Annotated in this window: 15 protein-coding genes and 1 pseudogene; 7 read left to right on the forward strand and 9 right to left on the reverse strand. The window is 65.4% G+C overall.

Features of this window, described 5'->3' with window-relative positions; all coding sequences use genetic code 11:
* Nucleotides 1-65: 65 nt before the first annotated feature.
* The 3 genes from glgA to QP164_RS12665 are packed head-to-tail and all read left to right on the forward strand — an operon-like array spanning nucleotide 66 to nucleotide 3983.
* Nucleotides 66-1511 (forward strand): glycogen synthase GlgA, encoded by a 1446-nt coding sequence (gene glgA / locus QP164_RS12655; protein WP_333923363.1) that lies wholly within the window; start codon nucleotides 66-68, stop codon nucleotides 1509-1511.
* Nucleotides 1508-3127, forward strand: coding sequence for an alpha-D-glucose phosphate-specific phosphoglucomutase (locus tag QP164_RS12660; protein WP_333923364.1), 1620 nt, complete (start codon nucleotides 1508-1510; stop codon nucleotides 3125-3127). The genes glgA and QP164_RS12660 overlap by 4 nt, the downstream gene beginning before the upstream one ends.
* Before the next feature lie 19 nt (nucleotides 3128-3146).
* A complete protein-coding gene (locus tag QP164_RS12665) occupies nucleotides 3147-3983 on the forward strand; it encodes an HpcH/HpaI aldolase/citrate lyase family protein (protein WP_333923365.1) in 837 nt (278 codons plus the stop codon).
* 139 nt (nucleotides 3984-4122) lie between these two features.
* Here the strand turns inward: QP164_RS12665 and QP164_RS12670 are convergent, their stop codons facing one another.
* The 5 genes from QP164_RS12670 to QP164_RS12690 all read right to left on the reverse strand — a co-directional run bounded on the left by QP164_RS12670 (nucleotide 4123) and on the right by QP164_RS12690 (nucleotide 8051).
* Entirely contained in the window at nucleotides 4123-4416 is a 294-nt protein-coding gene (locus QP164_RS12670) for a plasmid stabilization protein (protein WP_333923366.1), read from the reverse strand.
* A gap of 65 nt (nucleotides 4417-4481) precedes the next feature.
* Complete coding sequence (locus tag QP164_RS12675; protein WP_333923367.1) at nucleotides 4482-5063, reverse strand: ABC-type transport auxiliary lipoprotein family protein; 582 nt, start codon at nucleotides 5061-5063, stop codon at nucleotides 4482-4484.
* 8 nt (nucleotides 5064-5071) lie between these two features.
* Nucleotides 5072-6034, reverse strand: coding sequence for an MlaD family protein (locus QP164_RS12680; RefSeq protein ID WP_333923368.1), 963 nt, complete (start codon nucleotides 6032-6034; stop codon nucleotides 5072-5074).
* Complete coding sequence (locus tag QP164_RS12685; RefSeq protein ID WP_333923369.1) at nucleotides 6034-6942, reverse strand: ABC transporter ATP-binding protein; 909 nt, start codon at nucleotides 6940-6942, stop codon at nucleotides 6034-6036. Before QP164_RS12685 ends, QP164_RS12680 begins: the two co-directional genes overlap by 1 nt.
* Nucleotides 6942-8051 carry an ABC transporter permease gene (locus QP164_RS12690; protein WP_132736411.1) on the reverse strand — a complete coding sequence of 370 codons (1110 nt, stop codon included), beginning with the start codon at nucleotides 8049-8051 and terminating at the stop codon, nucleotides 6942-6944. Before QP164_RS12690 ends, QP164_RS12685 begins: the two co-directional genes overlap by 1 nt.
* Before the next feature lie 62 nt (nucleotides 8052-8113).
* Here QP164_RS12690 and QP164_RS12695 point away from each other — a divergent pair, with 62 nt between their 5' ends.
* The gene (locus QP164_RS12695; protein ID WP_333923370.1) at nucleotides 8114-8818 is read left to right on the forward strand and encodes an HAD family hydrolase; all 705 of its coding nucleotides are present in this window, start codon (nucleotides 8114-8116) and stop codon (nucleotides 8816-8818) included.
* Nucleotides 8819-9106: 288 nt separating this feature from the next.
* Here QP164_RS12695 and QP164_RS12700 read toward each other — a convergent pair whose 3' ends face one another.
* The gene (locus QP164_RS12700) at nucleotides 9107-9520 is read right to left on the reverse strand and encodes a hypothetical protein (protein ID WP_132895583.1); all 414 of its coding nucleotides are present in this window, start codon (nucleotides 9518-9520) and stop codon (nucleotides 9107-9109) included.
* A gap of 1305 nt (nucleotides 9521-10825) precedes the next feature.
* Between QP164_RS12700 and QP164_RS12705 the strand changes: the two genes are divergently transcribed.
* The 3 genes from QP164_RS12705 (at nucleotide 10826) to QP164_RS12715 (ending at nucleotide 12653) form a co-directional block, all read left to right on the forward strand.
* On the forward strand, nucleotides 10826-11191 hold the full coding sequence (locus QP164_RS12705) for a hypothetical protein (protein ID WP_333923371.1): 366 nt from the start codon (nucleotides 10826-10828) through the stop codon (nucleotides 11189-11191).
* A gap of 146 nt (nucleotides 11192-11337) precedes the next feature.
* The gene (locus QP164_RS12710) at nucleotides 11338-11553 is read left to right on the forward strand and encodes a hypothetical protein (protein ID WP_277982548.1); all 216 of its coding nucleotides are present in this window, start codon (nucleotides 11338-11340) and stop codon (nucleotides 11551-11553) included.
* Nucleotides 11554-12101: 548 nt separating this feature from the next.
* Nucleotides 12102-12653, forward strand: coding sequence for a hypothetical protein (locus QP164_RS12715; protein WP_333923372.1), 552 nt, complete (start codon nucleotides 12102-12104; stop codon nucleotides 12651-12653).
* A gap of 187 nt (nucleotides 12654-12840) precedes the next feature.
* On the opposite strand, the pseudogene QP164_RS12720 reads toward QP164_RS12715, so the two are convergent.
* The 3 genes and pseudogenes from QP164_RS12720 to QP164_RS12730 all read right to left on the reverse strand — a co-directional run bounded on the left by QP164_RS12720 (nucleotide 12841) and on the right by QP164_RS12730 (nucleotide 18608).
* Nucleotides 12841-14048 (reverse strand): annotated as a pseudogene (locus QP164_RS12720) (DUF445 domain-containing protein).
* A gap of 146 nt (nucleotides 14049-14194) precedes the next feature.
* The gene (locus tag QP164_RS12725) at nucleotides 14195-17425 is read right to left on the reverse strand and encodes an efflux RND transporter permease subunit (RefSeq protein ID WP_333923373.1); all 3231 of its coding nucleotides are present in this window, start codon (nucleotides 17423-17425) and stop codon (nucleotides 14195-14197) included.
* 4 nt (nucleotides 17426-17429) lie between these two features.
* Entirely contained in the window at nucleotides 17430-18608 is a 1179-nt protein-coding gene (locus QP164_RS12730) for an efflux RND transporter periplasmic adaptor subunit (protein ID WP_132895590.1), read from the reverse strand.
* Between the last annotated feature and the right edge of the window lie 81 nt (nucleotides 18609-18689).

Below are 18689 nucleotides of genomic sequence, written 5' to 3' on the forward strand. Positions count from 1 at the left end.
GCGGCGAGCCCCTCCACCATTCGCCAGTGGCAAACGGTCCCCCTCCCCGTGCCGGGGAGGATTTGATGCGAATCCTCTCCGTCGCCTCCGAAGCCTACCCCCTGATCAAGACCGGCGGTCTCGCAGACGTGGTCGGCGCACTCCCGGCCGCGCTCGCGCCGCATGGCGTGGCGCTGACCACCTTCCTCCCCGGCTACCCCGCGCTCGCCGCCGTCACCAAGCGTACCAAGGTCGTCCACCACTACGCCGACCTCCTCGGCGCTGAAGCCCGCATCCTGAAAGCGAAGATCGGCGACCACGCGCTGCTGGTCCTCGACGCCCCCGCCCTCTTCGCCCGAGGCGGCGGCCCGTACGGCGACGCGACCGGCGCAGACTGGTCCGACAACTGGCGCCGCTTCGCCGCGTTCAGCCGCGCCGCGGCCGACCTCGCCTCTGGCGCAGTCCCCGGCTATGCGTTCGACATCCTCCACGCGCACGACTGGCAGGCGGCGATGGCTCCCGCCTATCTCCGCTACGCCCCCGGCCCCGGCGCGCCCGCGAAAACCGTCGTCACGATCCACAACATCGCGTTCCAGGGGCGCTACGGCCACGACATCTTCGCCGACCTCGCGCTCCCCGACGAAGCCTTCGCGCTCGACGGCGTCGAATATTACGGCGGCGTCGGTTTCCTGAAAGCCGGTCTCGAAGCCGCCGACGCGATCACCACCGTCAGCCCGACCTACGCCGCCGAAATCCGCCGCGGCGAATTCGGCATGGGTCTCGAAGGCCTCATCAACGACCGCGCCGGCCGCGTCACCGGGATCGTCAACGGCATCGACCCCGCCGTCTGGAACCCGGGGACCGACGCGGCCCTCCCTGCCCGCTACACCGCGCGCACCCTTTCCCGCCGCCGCACCAACAAGCGCGCGGTCGAAACCCTGTTCGGGCTCGACACCGGCGACGGCCCGATCTTTACCGTCATCAGCCGCCTTACCTGGCAGAAGGGCATGGATGTCCTCGCCGGCGCGCTCGACGAACTCGTCGCGCTCGGCGGCCGTCTCGCGCTGCTCGGCTCGGGCGACACCGAGTTCGAACTCGCCTTCCTCGCCGCCGCCGAACGTCACCCCGGCCGGATTGGCGTCCGCATCGGCTATGACGAACCCGTCTCGCACCTGCTCCAAGGCGGCGCCGACGCGATTCTGATCCCGTCGCGGTTCGAGCCGTGCGGCCTGACGCAACTCTACGGCCTAGCTTACGGCTGCATCCCCGTCGTCGCGCGCACCGGCGGTCTCGCTGATACGGTGATCGACGCTAACGAAGCCGCGATCGCCGCGGGCGTCGCCACCGGCGTCCAGCACGACGGCGTCACGCCCGAAGCGCTCAGCCACGCGCTACGCCGAACGATGGCCCTCTATGCACGTCCCGATCGCTGGTCCATGTTGCAGCGCAACGCGATGCGCGCGGACTTCTCGTGGGACGAGAGCGGCCGCCGCTACGCAGACCTTTACGCAAGCCTGACGGGGACCGCATGATCCGCACCGTATCGACCACGCCGTACACCGACCAGAAGCCCGGCACGTCGGGCCTGCGCAAGAAGGTAAAGGTTTTCCAGCAGCCCAACTACGCCGAGAACTTCGTCCAGAGCGTGTTCGACGTGGTCGCGGACAAGGCCGGCGCGACTCTGGTCATCGGCGGCGACGGTCGCTTCCTCAACCGCGAAGTGATCCAGGTCGCGATCCGCATGGCATCGGCGAACGGCTTCGGCCGCGTGATCGTCGGCCGCGGCGGTATCCTCTCGACTCCCGCCGCCAGCCACATGATCCGCAAGCGCGGCGCGATCGGTGGCCTCGTCCTCTCGGCAAGCCATAACCCCGGCGGTCCCGACGAGGATTTCGGGATCAAGTACAACATCGCCAATGGCGGCCCCGCCCCTGAGTCCGTCACCGACGCCATCAACGCGCGGACGCTCGAGATCGACCGCTGGCTGACCGTCGACGCGGACGACATCGACCTCGACACAGACGGCGAAGTCACCGTCGGCGATATGCCCGTCGAGGTAGTCGACCCGGTCGAAGACTACGCCGCGCTCATGGAGACGCTGTTCGACTTCGACGCGATCCGGGCGGCAAAACTGACGATGGCATTCGACGCGATGAGCGCGGTCACCGGGCCCTACGCGACCGAGATCCTCGAACGCCGCCTCGGCTTTGCGCCCGGCACGGTCCGTAACGGCGAGCCCCTCCCCGATTTCGGCGGCCATCACCCCGACCCCAACCTCGTCCACGCGCACGAACTCTACGAGACGATGATGGCCCCCGACGCACCTGATTTCGGTGCAGCGTCGGACGGCGACGGCGACCGCAACCTGATCATCGGCAAGCACCGCTTCGTCACGCCTTCGGACAGCCTCGCGATGCTCGCCGCCAATGCGCACCTCGCCCCCGGCTACGCAGGCGGCCTCAAGGGCATCGCCCGCTCGATGCCGACCAGCGCCGCCGCCGACCGCGTGGCCGAAGCGCTCGGCATCCCCGCCTACGAGACGCCGACCGGGTGGAAGTTCTTCGGCAACCTGCTCGACGCCGGCATGGCGACGATCTGCGGCGAGGAGAGCGCGGGCACCGGCTCCGACCACGTCCGCGAGAAGGACGGCTTGTGGGCGGTCCTGCTCTGGCTCAACATCCTCGCGGTCCGCGGCGAAAGCGTCGACGCGATCGCCCGCGATCACTGGGCGAAGTTCGGCCGCAACTATTACGCCCGCCACGATTACGAAGGGGTCGAAACAGCGCGCGCCGATGCGCTGATGGCCGCGCTTCGTGCGAGCCTCCCCACCCTCCCCGGCCAGCAGTTCGGCGACCTCACCGTCGAGACCGCGGACGAGTTCGCCTATACCGACCCGACCGACGGCTCGATCAGCCGCAACCAGGGCGTCCGCATCCTGTTCGAAGGCGGCAGTCGCGTCGTGTTCCGTCTCTCGGGCACCGGCACCACCGGCGCGACCTTGCGCGTGTACCTCGAACGCTACGAACCCGTCGGCGGCGATCTCGACCGCGACACCAGCGAGATGCTCGCCAGCATCGTCGCCGCGGCGGAGTCGATCGCGGGCATCGCGCAGCACACCGGTCGGACCGCACCGGACGTCGTCACCTGATGCGCGACGACCTGACAGCATGACCAGCAGTCGGCGCCGGAGCGCGCTTTACATGCCCGCCTCCAACCCCCGCGCGATTGCCAAGGCGCGCACATTGGACTGCGACGTCGTCATTCTCGACCTCGAGGATGCCGTCGCACCGGACGAGAAAACCGCTGCGCGCGACCGCGTCGTCGAAGCCGTGCGCGAAGGCGGTTTCGGTACGCGCGAACTCGTAGTGCGCGTCAACGGCCTCGACACCCCCTGGTACGCACACGACGTCGCGGCGGTGTGCGAGATGGGCGTCGGCGCGGTGCTCGTTCCCAAGGTGTCGTACCCCGCCGATCTCGAAACCGTTCGTGCATCGCTGGGCGAAGATGGCCCGCCGATCTGGGCGATGATCGAGACCTGTGCCGCGATCCTGTCGCTACCGACCTTGTCCCAAGCTGCATCAGCTACGCGACTGACGGCGCTGGTCGCCGGCACCAACGATCTTGCCAAGGAGATGCGGTGTCGTCTCGGGCCGGATCGCACGCCGCTGATCCCCGCGCTCACAGCAACCGTCATGGCCGCGCGGGCGGCTGGGATCGTCGCGCTGGACGGCGTTTGTAACGCGCTCGACGACGCGCCGCGCTTCGCGGTCGAGTGCGCGCAGGGCGCGATGCTGGGCTTCGATGGTAAGACGCTGATCCATCCGTCGCAGATCGAGGCGGCGAACGCGGGTTTCGCTCCTAGCGAGGAGGAGTTGGCAAGGGCACGCCTGATCGTCGCCACGTTCGCCAAGCCGGAAAATGCCGACAAGGGCGCGATCCGGCTGGATGGCCAGATGGTCGAGCGGCTGCATCTGGCCGAGGCGGAAGCGATGCTGGCGGATTGAGGCAGACTTCGATCCTCCCCTTCAAGGGGAGGTGGCTGGCGCCTGCCAGACGGAGGCGTGAAACCCTGTCGACAGCGCGATACCCCTCCGTCAGTCCTACAGACTGCCACCTCCCGTTGCAGGGGAGGACCAAGCCTTGTCAGCCGTTCGCCTTCTTCCGCCGAGTCTCCCAGCCCTTCTTCGCAGGCGCAGACTTCGCCGCATCGCTACGCCCGGCCGCCCGCTTCCCTCCCTCCTGCGAAGACGCATGCGTATCGGGCTTCCCCCGACCCGAGCCGGACTTGTTACCCCCGCCCGAATCCTTGTTCACCGTAGCCCAGGCACGCGCCTCAGCCTCGGGCTCGGGGACACCCTTCGCCTCGTAGCCATCCGCGATATGCGCAGCCTTGCGCTTCTGCTTGTCGGTGTACGCGTCCTTGTCGCCCTGGGGCATCGCAGTTCTCCTCGTCAGAGAGCCACAACGCTCAGCGCGACGCCACGTTCAGAGCGATGGGGCGTTCAGCGGCCGATCCAGTCCGCCACTTCGGTCGCGACCTGGTTCGCGGCCTGGTTGATCCCCGCCGCAGCCGAGGTCGCATCGATCGCCGACACCGGCACACGCGCCTCGAAGCGGCGCTTCTCGACCGACGTCTTGCCCGCGCGGGTCAGCGATGCGTCGAACGTCACGACCGCCTCGCGCGTCGTCGCATCCAGCCCGAACGACCGCAGTTCGCCCCCGAGCAACCCGCCCGGATCGCCGATCGACTGCGCCGTCGACAGGACGACGAGCCCGGTCCGCGATGCGACCGTGTCCGACACCAGCCGCGAGAACAGCCGCGCCGGGGGCTCCGCCCACTGCGCATCGGTCACGTACGCGATCGACGTCGGCGTGGCCTGCACCGGCACGCGCGCGGTCGCGAGCGACTGCGGCACCACCGGCACCTGGATCGTTATCGACTTCGCAGTCGCCGAATCCTGGTTCTGGCCGACCGGAACCGACGACGAACTCGTCAGCGTCAGCAGCGTGGGGGGCGGTTTCGCGCCGAAGCTGATGCACCCGGCGAGTGGCAGCATCGCGATCAGGATGAGCGGTGTCTTCATGGCGTGCCTCACTTACCCTTGTAATCCGGGAGCTTCTGCTGCCCGATCAACGAACTCGCACCCTGCTGGTCGACCTTCTCGGCGACCGACGACAGTGCCGCGGAAGTCGTCCGAAGGTCGTGGACCAGACGGTTGGCCTCGGGAATCGTCGTCTTCGAGAACGCCTGCAAGCCCGGCCGCGCATCGCCGATCGCGGCGTTGAGCGTCTCGGCGCTCTGCTGCGCAGACGTGATCGCCTTGTTCAGGTTCGCCATCGCCGGCTTCACGTCCTCGGACAGGACGCCGTTGGTCGTCTTGGCGAGCACGCCGAACTGCTGCGCGGCATCGCCCGCCTGCTGGATCGCGACGCGGGTCTGCGCGAGCGTCGCGGCGATCTCGGGGCCACGATCGGCGAGCGCATCGGTCAGACGGTTGGTGTTTTCGAGAATGCCCGCGATCGACGCCTGGTTACGGTCGGTCAGCAACCCGGTCAGCCGCTCGGTCAGCGTCGACAGGCGCTCTAGCAACTGCGGTGCCGAGTTCAGGATCGCGCCGAGTCCGCCCTGCTTGGTCGGGATGACCGGCACGCCGTACGGGCAAGGCTGGCCATTGACGTCGGGGCACGCGACCGGCGGTGCACCTTTCCGCGCGCCATCTAGCGAGACCTGGCTGACGCCGGTGAAGCCGACGCCCGAGATCGACGCGGTCGTGCCCTGCAGCACCGGCGTCTCGTCGTTGACGCTGATCCGGACGCGGACGAACTGCGGATCGTTCTTCCACAGCGAGATCGTCTTCACCTGTCCAGACGGCACGCCCGAGAACACGACGGCAGAGCCGCGCGCGAGCCCGTCGACGGACTGGCGGAAGAAGATGTCGTATTCCTTCTCTTCCTTGCCGCCCAGCCGCGCGATCCACACGGTGAACAGTGCCAGCAGCGCCAGCAGGATCAGCACGACGGCGCCGACTAGGACGTGGTTCGAACGGGTTTCCATCAGCGCGTCCTTGCTTCTTTCTCGGCGTATGTCGCGTCGGCGTCGTCCGGCGCGGACTGCTTGGACTGGACTTCGGTAGGGTGTCGGGCTGCTTGCTCGTCGGCGCGCTCGTGCGCCTCCTGCGTCGCGACCGCGGCACGGCCGCGGGGCCCCTTGAAATATTCCTCGATCCACGGGTGATCGAGCGCGATTAGCTCGTCGATCGTGCCGACCGCGATGACCTTCTTGTCGGCAAGCACCGCGACCCGGTCGCAGATCGCATACAGCGTATCGAGATCGTGCGTGATCAGGAACACGGTCAGCCCCAGCGTCTTCTGCAACGACTGGGTCAGCCCATCGAACGCTGCCGCACCGATCGGATCGAGCCCCGCGGTCGGCTCGTCGAGGAACAGCAGTTCGGGATCGAGCGCGAGCGCACGGGCGAGGCCCGCACGCTTCTTCATGCCGCCCGAAAGCTCGGCGGGAAACTTGTTCGCGGCGTCGGCAGGCAAACCCGTCATCACCACCTTGTACGACGCGATTTCCGCGAGCAGCGCCGGCGACAGGTCCGGATAGAACTCGCGCAACGGCACTTCGACGTTCTCGGCCACCGTCAGCGTCGAGAACAGCGCCCCGCCCTGGAACAGCACGCCCCAACGCTTGCGGATTTCGGTCGCCTCGGTCTCTTCGCGGCCGATATTGGCCTCGCCGAACACGGTGACCTCGCCGGCGACCGGGGTCTGGAGGCCGATGATCGAGCGCATCAGGACCGACTTGCCGGTGCCGGAGCCGCCGACCACGCCGAGAATCTCGCCGCGGCGGACGTCGAGATCGAGCCCCTCGTGCACGACGGAATCGCCGAACGCGTTCTTCAGCCCTTTCACGGAGATGATGAAGTCGTCTGTCTTGTTGTCCGTCTTGCGGGCCATCAGTCCCAACCCAACCACGTGAAGAACACCGCGAAGAACGCGTCGAGGACGATCACCAGGAAGATGCCCTGGACGACCGCCGACGTGGTGCGCAGGCCGACCTGTTCGGCGTCCGATTCGACCTGCATGCCCTGGAAGCAGCCCGCGATCGCGATGATCGCGCCGAACACCGGCGCCTTGATCAGCGAGATGTAGAGATCGGTGATCGGCACGACCTCGCGGATACGCGCGATGAAGGTGACCGGCGGAATGCCGAGCTGGACCCAGCACAGCAGGCCACCGCCGATGATCGCGATCACCGAGGCGTAGAAGCCGAGCAGCGGCATCATCACGATCGCGGCGAGCACGCGGGGCAGCACCAGCGCCTCCATCGGCGACACGCCGATGGTGCGCATCGCGTCGATCTCTTCGGTCAGTTTCATCGTGCCGAGCTGTGCCGCGAACGCCGAGCCCGAGCGGCCGGCGACCATGATCGCAGTCATCAACAGGCCGAGTTCGCGGATCGTCAGGCGGCCGACGAGATTGATCGTGAACACCTCTGCGCCAAACTGCCGCAACTGGACCGCGCCCTGCTGGGCGATGACCATGCCGATGAGGAAGCTCATCAGCCCGACGATGCCGAGCGCGGCGACGCCGACCACCTCGAACCGCTGGACCACCGCGTTGAAGCGGAAGCGGCGCGGGTGGCGGATAACGCTGCCGAACGCGATCGTGGTCGCGCCGAGAAACCCGAGCAGGCCGAGCATGGTCTTGCCCGACAGGACGATCGCATCGCCGATCTCGCCGAGCACGCGACTGGCCGCGTTGACCTTGGCGGGCCTGGCGGCGAGCGGCTGATCGGAAGCGACGACCTGATCGAACAGCGCCTGGTCGTTGGCATCGAGCCCGTCGATCGTCGCATCGTTGCGCGCAGCGAAGCGGTGGACGACCCAGGCGCCGATCGTGTCGATCCGGTCGACCCCGCTCAGGTCGACATGCTTCACCGAAGCCGCGTCGATCGCCTCGAGCCGATCGGGCAGATTGCCGATCTTTGCGAGCGACAGATCGCCGGTAAAGCGAAGCGTGCCGGTATCGGCACCGTCCTGCTGAAAATCGGCCATCGCGCTCATCGGGGGCACCTTTGCGGCAAAGTGACTGGATCGGCAAGATGAATGCGGCGTAAGTCGCGACGATGACCGAATTGCCTTCCGCCGCCCCGTCCGTCCGCCTCGCGATCTACGACATGGACAAGACGATCACGCACGCGCCGACCTGGACGCCGTTCCTGCTCCACACCGCGAAGAAAGGCGGCGCGCCGTGGCGGCTGGCGCTCGTCCCGTTCGCCGGAGTCGCCGCGCTCGGCTATGTCGGCAAGCTGATCAGCCGCGGCCGCCTCAAATACCTGATGCAGCGGATGATGCTCGGCAAGCGCATGACCCCCGCCGAAGAACGCCGGGCGGCCGAAGCCTTCGCCGACCGCGTGATGCGCGACGGCGTGTTCGCGAGCGCCCGCGCGCAGATCGAGGCAGACCGCGCCGCCGGATACCGGCTGGTGATGGCAACCGCGTCGTACCGATTCTACGTCGAGGCGATCGCGCAGCGACTGGGCTTCGACGCGGTGATCGGCACCGAGAGCCTGCGCGACCGTGACGGCGTGCTGCTCGCCGGCATCGAAGGCGAGAATTGCTACGGCCCGGCAAAACTGCGCATGATCCAGGCCTGGATGGACCGCGAAGGCATCGCCCGAGACCACGCGCACATCAGCTTCTATTCCGACCATGTTTCGGATGCCCCGACCTTCGAATGGGCCGACGAACCCTTCGCGGTGAATGCGCATGGGCCTTTGCGGTTGCTGGCAAAGGCTAAGGGCTGGCCGATGCCGGATTGGGAGCGGTAGCGCCGTTGCGCGACCAGTGACCGCTGCCAGAACCAGCGTGATCGCTAACGCCCGGAGTCGGACGTTCGCCGCAACGATCCCATTTGCCACTAGCGGGTGTTCTTGGTCGTATTGATATCCCGCAAAGATCGACGGGGATGGGTCCGGAATTGCCGACGCAATGGTCGAACGGGCTGATGCGGCATTGGGGCATGCGGCGTAATGCGGGCGGCGGGCGCATGGTTCGGCGCGCACCGAGACTGACGGCTATAGAATGTTCCGCTGATCGCGTCTGTGGCTATCGACACCTCACGGTGCCGGATGCCCGCGTACCATCAAAGCGTCGATCTTGCTCTTGGGTATATTGATCAAAAGCCCGTTCTTGTTCTTTGCAAAGGACGGAAAGTCTACCTCGACGCTACCGACCGCGCTCGTCACGGTCGCAAAGCCTTTACTGACGGTTCCGATTTTGCCGATGACAAGACCTTTTGCGTCATGGACCTCCAGCCCCTGCACGATGTCCCCCGGCGATACCGGGACCGGCCGCATGGTCAATCGATTGGAGTCGACAACACCTACTTGGAAATCTCGGAAATTCTGCTGACGGTTGAATTCCCCGGGACCGCTGTTGTTCGGCCCAGTTCCCTGCCCCGCTTGCCGAGCCAGTGCGCCGGTTGAAAATGCGAAAACAGACGCAATAAAAATAAGGAAAAATCCGCGCATTTCTTCGCTCCCCCTAATATTTATACGTCCATTTATACTGATCGCGGGATGTCGACAATGCCGATAGGAAATGCTTCAAGAAACTTGAAGAGTAAGATAGCGTAGGTATTGATCCAGATTATATATTAGCCATGCCTCAATTATTCCATTCGCCCGTTCATCGCCTACGCAAAGACTTGGGCGGTGCGTTGCCACAGGCAGATGTTTGGACCTATTACCGGTAGCTATGCAGATCGCGGAGGTACTGGAGAAGCTTGGGCCACGTGAGGACGACAACGCGCGGCAGCTCGGCTAGCGCAAACGAAGGCAGTGCGAACGTTCAGCGGCAGATTAGGCGGGCCTTGAACCAACGGCTACTCTGACTGAACGCCGCTCCAAAGCGTACGGTCCGCCAACCTTCCCATCCCGGCCATTCCGCTTCCGCCCAATTGTCGCCGTTCAGCGCCGTATCGCGGCGCCTGGAAGCCGTCGTTCATTCAGGATATAGGACAATGTTGGCCGCAGTATCGGTTGCCCCCGATCTGACGCAGGCATAGGGTAACGCGGTTTTATAGGTGGGGAACCAGACCATGAACGCTACTGATGAACCTCGTCGGGCTGGACCAAAGCGCCTCTTGATTGCAGCAGTGCTCGTCCTCGTGGCGATCACGCAATATGCTGGCTTGAAAGACGCTGTACGCGACTTTGGTCATGGCTTCCGGGATGGTATCGGCGGGCACTAAGCCGAGCCGACTCCGAGCACTGTCGCTTACCGGAAGCCTAAAGTAGCCTGACTGCTTTCCCCTTCCATCCCGGCCGTTCTGTTTACGCTCAATTGCGGACGTTGCCCGCGTATGACATATCTTTGGATGAACGGGAGCTATCGATGTCGAGTTGGATCAGGCGGCTTAAAAACCGGATGCCCCCACGACTACGGATGTTCTTCGCAAGGCTGTTTCTGCTGGTTGTCACTTGGCTTGCCGTGACCGGTGCGATCGAGATGATTCGAGGCAACGCTACTTTCAGCCCGCTAGTCTTGACGGGCTTGGTTCTAGGATGCGCGTTAGCTGCCATCTTCAAACCTGTTCCGCTCGAATACCGTCAGCCCGCGGAATAGGTCGCTTGCAAGGGGACGGTCGCTAACCTTCGCATTCCGCTTCCGCCCACTTCTGGTCGTTCGGGAGGCTCGCGGCCAATCACGAAAGCTGCCGTTCGTTCAGGCTGCGCCTATTCAGCAATTTGGTAGTAAACGATAGTTCAAGGCCTATTAGTCGTAATGCCTGTTCGCTAAAATGATGCTGCTCAACGGGCATGCAGGGAAGAGACATGATAGCCTACATTCTCGCAACCACGCTGGCCGCGTCACAAGCGGCACCGGTTAAGGCAGATAGCGGAGCCGAGCCGGCGATGGAGCAATTCATCGCGCTCGCTGAGCCTGCACTTCTGAGCCAGGCGCCCAACGCGAAAGACGTGACTTTCAAATGGCCTTACCGGCTCGTTGCCAGCGCTGCCGGCGATTACACCTGCGGCATGGTCGCGACAAATCACGGCAAGGTTCCCCGGGAAGAAATCTGGGTGTCGGCACTGGTGGCAAATGAAAAAGTCGTCAACTCGCAGTGGTCAACTTGGAACAGCATGCTCGCCTGGGATTGCAAGCGCCACGTTCGCTCCGGAAAGCTCACACCTAGATAGCCACCAAACGCACGGCCTGTTTGACGCGATCATCATTCCGAGAACCGATTTTGGCTCAGTGGCGGCTTACGCGCAATTGCGGTCGTTAAGGCGGTACTCTGCTCCACCCAATTGCGGACATTCCGTAGCGAAGCTAGCTTATATTAATGAGCGAGCAGTTTTTCATAGATTTTGTCCTGATCCTGCTGTTTGGATCGCTCTTCGTCTTCGGACTTTTAACCGAGACAGCGCCCGGAATCGCGGAAATAATCGGGATTAGCTGCGATCGAGACACGCAACCAAAGAGTTTTTGGCTGCTGATGGCTACCAACGGCGCAGTGGCGTTGATCGGTGTTGCAGCAGCTTTCGGACAGATGAGCTGAACGTCCGCCATCCTTCCCATTCCAGCCGCTCCGCTTACGCCCACTTGCGGACGTTGACACTGCAATTGTAACTTCCCGATAACGGACGTTGGATCGTATATCAGGTGACGCACACCCGGGGCCGCAGGGAGATTGTCGTGAAGCGTCGACTTATCTTAGCCGCTTGTACGTCGATGATATTCGCGCCGTTCGCGGCTAACATCTATCTCATGGAAAACCGTCCGGTGGTGGCCGTAGGCTCTCGTTTCGCGGCCATTCCTGCCGATTGGCTTTGCGGGCGCGTGTATTCGGGACCTTACTGCGTCGAGATAACCGAACGCGACAGGCATCTCGAAAAGTGGTCACTCCTTTTTTTATCCTCGTCGGCCTGCCCGCCCTTCTCCGTCAGATGCCTGACGTACTGAAACGACAAAGATCGAGGTTGGTAGCTCGGGTGTCGAAACGACAGCCTTTCAAACAATAAGCGGCCTGTCCGCTTTCCTTCCCAAACAGGCCGTTCCGCAATCGCCCAATTGCGGACATCGGCTCGGGTATGGCACGAACGGCGAATGCTTCAGCTGCTCGCCTTTCTTTTGCAAGCTTCGTCGGCCCCACCCGTGCCATCACCGCCAGCCGACAGCCTTGCGGCAGCCATCCAGTTGTGGGCGGATCATCCACCGGCAGAATTTACGAAGCAGCAGGCGATCGACAGCGCCCTGGCGGAGGCAACGAGGCAGGCGCTCTACACGATCGGCATGCGGCCGAGTCCGAGGCAGTCGGTGACCAAGATCTATCTGGGTGCATACGACCGATTAAAACCGATAATCGCCCGCCGTGTGCCCGCGAACTCGAGCCAGTTGGACACTGCGGTTGCGGCATGTGCGATGGATGGGATAGCGCGCCGACTGTCGACTGGTGAGATCGCGGACGTCCGGAAATCTCTGTCGACCGCAGCCGGGCAGAAATTCTGGGAGGCGGCAGGGCTCGCCGATCGGCCGTTGGGAGGCTGCTACCAAGCTGCCCTCGATCTCAAGCCGGTAGCTGCCGACTATCATGCCGCCGGCCTACGTCCGCCGACGCCGCCTAAGCCGCTGAAGCGGGGGACATCGATCGTCTACTGACAGATCGGGAACGACTGCTTTTCTTCCCAATCCAGGCATTCGATGTCGGCAAGCGCCATCCCGTCTCGATCCGTTTTCAGCGCCAACCTCTCCAGGTCTTACTTAACCCAGACAGGTACCGACGACCGGACCATACCTGTAGAACTGCCGTTCCGCGTGCAATCCAAACAATCCTACGCCGCCCCCGTCACAACAGCACGTCGACGCTGTGGATCACCAGTCCGACCAGCCCGCCGACGATCGTGCCGTTGACGCGGATATATTGCAGGTCGCGGCCAACCGCGTTCTCCAGGCGGCTGGTGATCGTGTCGGCATCCCAGCTGCGGACCGTTTCGGACACGAGCTTGACGATGCCGTCGCCGTAATCCGCCGCCGCGCCGACCGCCGCACGCCGAACGAAGCGGTTGATCGTGCGCGACATGCGGGGGTCGTGCTGCAGCGTTTCGCCGAGCTGGCGGAGGATGTCGCCGAGCTTGCCCGCCATCGCGCGCTCAGGGTCGCGGGCGATCGCCAGCAGGGCACCGCGTGCCTGCTCCCACAGACCGTCGAGCCAGCGCTGCATCGCCGGATTGTCGAGCAGGTCGTTCTTCATCGTCTCGACGCGCTCGCGCATTCGGCGGTCGTATTGGAGATCCCAAGCGAGGCGATCGAGCCCCTCTTCCGCCTTCAGGCGCAGGGGGTGCTCGGGGTCTTCGGCCATCTCGGCGAGCAGCTTGTCGAAGCCGCTGATCAGCTTGTCCGCGACGGTCGTGTCGAGCCCGGTCCAGCGCAGGATCGAGCCGGCCTTGTCATGGACCATCGCGCGGACGAGGTGGTCGTTTGCCGCGAGCGTCTTGGCGGCCCAGCGGATCGCGCTTTCGAGCAGCGGCGCGTGACGGCGCTCGGCGATCGCGGCCTTGAGCAACTGGCCCAGGATCGGCGAGACTTCGGTTTCCCGCAGGCGCGCGCCGATCCCGGCCTTGACCATCCCGCCGAGCCGCGCCGGATCGAGACCCTCCAGGACCTGCGCGACCAGCTTCGACGCGCCCTGCCGGAAGCGGCCTCCTGCCCCTCGGGCGGATCGGTGAGCCAGCGCGCAATCGCCCCCGCCACGTCGAGCCGTCGCGTGCGCCGCGCGATGACGACCGGGATCAGGAAGTTCGCGCGGAGGAACTGCGCGAGCGTGTCGCCGATCCGATCCTTGTTGCGCGGCACGATCGCGGTGTGGGGGATCGGCAGGCCGAGCGGATGCCGGAACAGCGCGGTGACCGCGAACCAGTCCGCCAGACCGCCGACCATCGCCGCCTCGGCAAACGCGCGGACGAACCCGAAGCCCGGGTGGACCGGGACGAGCGCGCGGCTGACGAAGAACGTCGCGGCCATGAACACGAGCAGGCCGGTGGCGACGATCCGCATGCGGACGAGCGCCGGCGGGGTGCTTCGCCGGCCGGGCGCATACGGGGTAAAAGCGTCATGCCCGTAACAATCCCCGGGCGCCCCGAATGTTCACGCCGCTGCGGCGGTTCGGGTGCCCGGGTGCAGAGGGGCGTGCCGGAGATGACTCACTCGGCGGGTTGCGTGCCGTCACCGTGATCGCGGCCATGCCCCAGCTTGCCGGTCGCCGGCCCGAGCAGCGGACCCGGATTGGGTCCGGCGATCCCGATCACCTCGTCGCCATTGTCACCCGGACGATAGGTGAGCAGGCGGCGACCAAGCCGCGGCCCGACATAGCGCTCGATCCCGACCGCGAGGCTGAATGCCGCGGGGATGATCAGCAGCGTCAGCAAGGTCGACAGCGCGAGGCCGCCGATCACGACCGTCCCCATCGGCGCGCGCGACGACGAATCGCCGCTGAGCGACAGCGCGGTCGGCACCATGCCCGCGACCATCGCGACCGTGGTCATCACGATCGGCTGCGCGCGCTTGTGCCCGGCATCGATGATCGCGGTGAACGCGTCGACGCCCTTGCTCATCTCGTCGAGCGCGAAATCGATCAGCAGGATCGAGTTCTTGGCGACGATCCCGAGCAGCATCAGCAGGCCGATATAGACCGGCAGCGACAACGGCTGTCCGGTCGCCCACAGCGCCAGCAACCCGCCGAGCGGCGCGAGCAGCAACGACCCCATGTTGACGAACGGCGGCAACACGCGGCGATACAGCAGCACCAGCACCGCGAACACGAGGAACGTGCCCGCGATCACCGCGGTGATGAAGTTGGTGATCATCTCGGCCTGCCACTTGCTCTGGCCGAGCGTGAGTTCGCTGACGCCGACCGGCAGGTTGTTCATCGACGACAGCGCATGGACCTGCTTCATCGCGTCCGAGATCACCACGCCGGGCGCGAGATCAGCGCCGAGCGTGATCTGGCGCTGCTGGTTGACGCGGTCGATCTTGGTCGGGCCCGAGCCGAGGCCGATATCCGCGACCAGGTTGAGCGGCACCGAGCCGCCCGACGCGGTCGACACGGGCAGGTTCTGGATCGTCGACAGACTGGTCCGCGCCGACTGGTCGAGCGCGACGCGGATCGGGATCTGGCGATCGGAGAGCGAGAAGCGCGCCGAGTTCTGGTCGATATCGCCGAGCGTCGCGATCCGGATCGCCGACGACAGCGCCTGCGTGGTCACGCCGAGATTGGCGGCGAGATCGAAGCGCGGGCGGATGACGATTTCCGGGCGTTGCATCCCGCCCGACACGCGCGGCGCGGTCAGCGATTTCAGCGAGCCCATCTCGGCGACGATCTTGTCCGCCGCCTGTTGCAGCTTGGCGGGGTCGCTGCCGCCGAGCACGACGGTCACGTCGCGACCGCTGCTGCCCCAGCCCGATTGCGAGCGGAACGACACGCGCGCATCGGGGATCGCGGTGAGCTGTGGCGCCATCCGGCGTTCGAACTCGACCGAGGTCTCCTTGCGATCGGGGCGAAGATTGGCGGTCACCGAACCGCTGCCGACCCTGGTCCGCGCATAGACCGTCGTTACCTCGGGCTGCCGACGGAGGATCTCGCTGACGCGCGCGACCACCGCATCGGTCTGCGCGAGCGTGGTGCCCGGCACCATCTCGATCTGCGCGGACGAATCATCCTCGTCACGGGTCGGCTGGAACTGCGAGGGGATGACGGTGAACATGAACAGCGTGAGCGCGAACGCGAGCACGCCCGCACCGATCGCCCACATTCGGTGATCCATCACGCGGTTGAACATTTTCCGCATACCACCACGGGCGCGCCACGCCGCCGCCTTGTCGCTGTTGAGCGTCCAGTGGAGCGTGCGGACATACCAGTCCATGATCCGGCCCTCGCCGTGGCTGGCATGGCCGAACGATTTCAGGAAATACGCGGCGATCATCGGCGTCACGAGCCGCGCGACCGCCAGGCTCATCAGCACGGCTGCGACCACGGTCAGGCCGAAATTCTTGAAGAACTGCCCGGCGATACCCGGCATCAGCGCGACCGGCAGGAACACCGCGACGATCGCCATCGTCGTCGCCAGCACGGCAAGACCGATCTCGTCGGCGGCATCGATCGATGCCTGGTAGGCGGACTTGCCCATTCGCATGTGCCGGACGATGTTCTCGATCTCGACGATCGCGTCATCGACCAGCACACCCGCCACCAGGCTGAGCGCGAGCAGCGTCATGCCGTTCAGGTCGAAACCGAGCAGGTCCATGAACCAGAAGGCCGGGATCGCCGACAGCGGGATCGCCAGCGCCGAGATCGCGGTCGCGCGCCAGTCGCGCAGGAAGATGAAGACGACGATGACGGCGAGGATCGCCCCCTCGATCATCGCATGGATCGCGCTTTCATACTGCGCTTCGGTATAGTCGGTGCTGGTATAGCGCTGGACGAACTTGACCGAAGGATTGCGCTTTTCGAGCGCGCGTAGCTTCTCGACCGCGGCGTGATAGACGGTGACGTCGGACGCGCCCTTGGCCCGCTGGAAATCGAAAGTGATCGCCTGGCGTCCGTCAACGGTCGCGCGGCTGCGCTGCTCGGCATAGAGATCGCGGACCTGCGCGATGTCGGCCAGGCGCACGGTACGGCCATTGCCGACGTTGATCTGGGTCTGGCCGAGATCGGCCGCGTCACGCGCATTACCGAGCACGCGGATCGACTGTTCGGAGCCGGCGATTTCGGCACGACCACCCGCCGCGTTCAGGTTCACCTGACGCAACTGCAGATTGACCTGGCTTGCGGTCAGCCCCTGGCTCTGGAGCTTGAGCGGATCGAGGATGACGCGAATCTCGCGACTGACGCCGCCGTTGCGGCTGATCGTCGCCATGCCGGGAATCGACAGCAGATCCTTGGTGACGGTGTCGTCGATGTACCAGGAGAGCTGTTCGACGGTCATGTCGCTGGTGATCGCCGCGAAGCTCGCGACGTCGTTGCCGCTGGTGTTCGCGCGGTACACCTGCGGCTCGAGGATCCCGTCGGGAAGATCGCTACGGATCTGCGCGATCGCGTCGCGCACGTCGTTGACCGCGCGGTCGATCGGCGTGCCGATGGTGAGCTGGATCACCGTTTCCGAATTGCCTTCGGTAACGGTCGAGTTGATCTCGTCGATGCCCTGAAGCGAGCGCACGGCCGCCTCGACGCGCTGCGTGACCTGAGTCTCCATCTCGGTCGGCGCGGCGCCCGGTTGGTTGACGACGACGACCGCGATCGGGAAATCGATGTCGGGATCGCGGTTGACGTCCATCCGCATAAAGCTGACGACGCCCGCAAGCATCAGGGCCAGGAAGAGCACGATCGGCGGAACCGGATTGCGGATCGACCAGGCCGAGATGTTGCGAAAGTTCATGAGCTCAGCTCGCCTTCTTGGTGATCGGCTTGACCGCCTGCCCGGGGGCGAGGAAACCGCCCGCGGACTGGACGACGCGCTCCGAGCCGTCGAGCCCGCCGACGATCGTCACGCCGGCATCGGAGACCTGGCCGATCTTGACGTTGCGCCGGGCGACCTTGTTGTCCGGTCCGACGATATACACGTAATTGCCCTTCTCGTCGCTCTGCAGCGCGGAGTCGGGGAGCAGCGGCGCCTGCGTCACGCCGCCGACGATGGTCGCTGCGGCGAATCCGCCGGGGCGCAGGCCCGGATCATATTTGACCGCGATCCGCGCGATCCCCTGGCGGGTCTGCGGATCGATCACCGGCGAGACCTGCCACACTTCGCCGGGATAGCCCTGCGTGGTGCCGACCGGCACGACCGTCGCGCGCGCGCCGACATGCAGCCCGGCCAGATCGGCTTCGCTCAACTGCGCGCGCATCTCCATCTGGCCGCCCATCGCCATGCGGAACAGGACGCCCGCCGATGGCCCGACGATCTGGCCAGCCTCGACGCCGCGAGTCAGCACGAGCCCCGCCGCGGGCGCGCGGATATCGAGCCGGCCGTTGCGTGCACGCGCCTCGCCGAGCGTCGCCTGCGCCACCTTCACGCGCGCCGCCGCCGCATCGCGCGTCGCCGCCTTGCGCTGAAGATCGGCCTTCGAGATGAAGCCGCGATCGACCAACTGCTTGGCGCGATCCAGTTCGGCCTGCGCGATCGTCTCGTCCGAGCGCGCGACGCTGACCGAAGCGGCGAGCGACGCCGCGGTCTCGGTCTGGACCGAGCGATCGACCGTCGCCAGCACCTGCCCTGCGGCAACCCAGGTGCCGGGTTCGACCAGCACGCGCGTGATCATCCCGCCCTCGCCCGCGACTCCGACCGGCATCTCGCGTCGCGCCGCCAGCGTACCCGTTGCCGAGATCGTCCGATCGACCGACTGGCGCCCCGGCACCACCACCGACACGGTCGGCAGCTGCGATCCGGGCGCTGCGGCCGCGGCGTCCTTCTTGCCGGACTTGAAGGCATAGACCCCGGCGACGATCGCCAGCACCACGAGAACAGCGATGATGATGTTGCGACGGCGGTGCGAGGGAGCGCTATAATCCGGCAACGCCAGATGCTCTTCGCTCTCGTTACCGACCATCTTCGTCTCGTAATTCATGCGCGCCACAATCCCACTTTCGACCGGTCTTGCCTCGACCCGCACCATCGCTCATACGCTGTGTTATCTGAATAAGTCACC

Source organism: Sphingomonas sp. LR59, assembly GCF_036855945.1.
Classification (GTDB): domain Bacteria; phylum Pseudomonadota; class Alphaproteobacteria; order Sphingomonadales; family Sphingomonadaceae; genus Sphingomonas.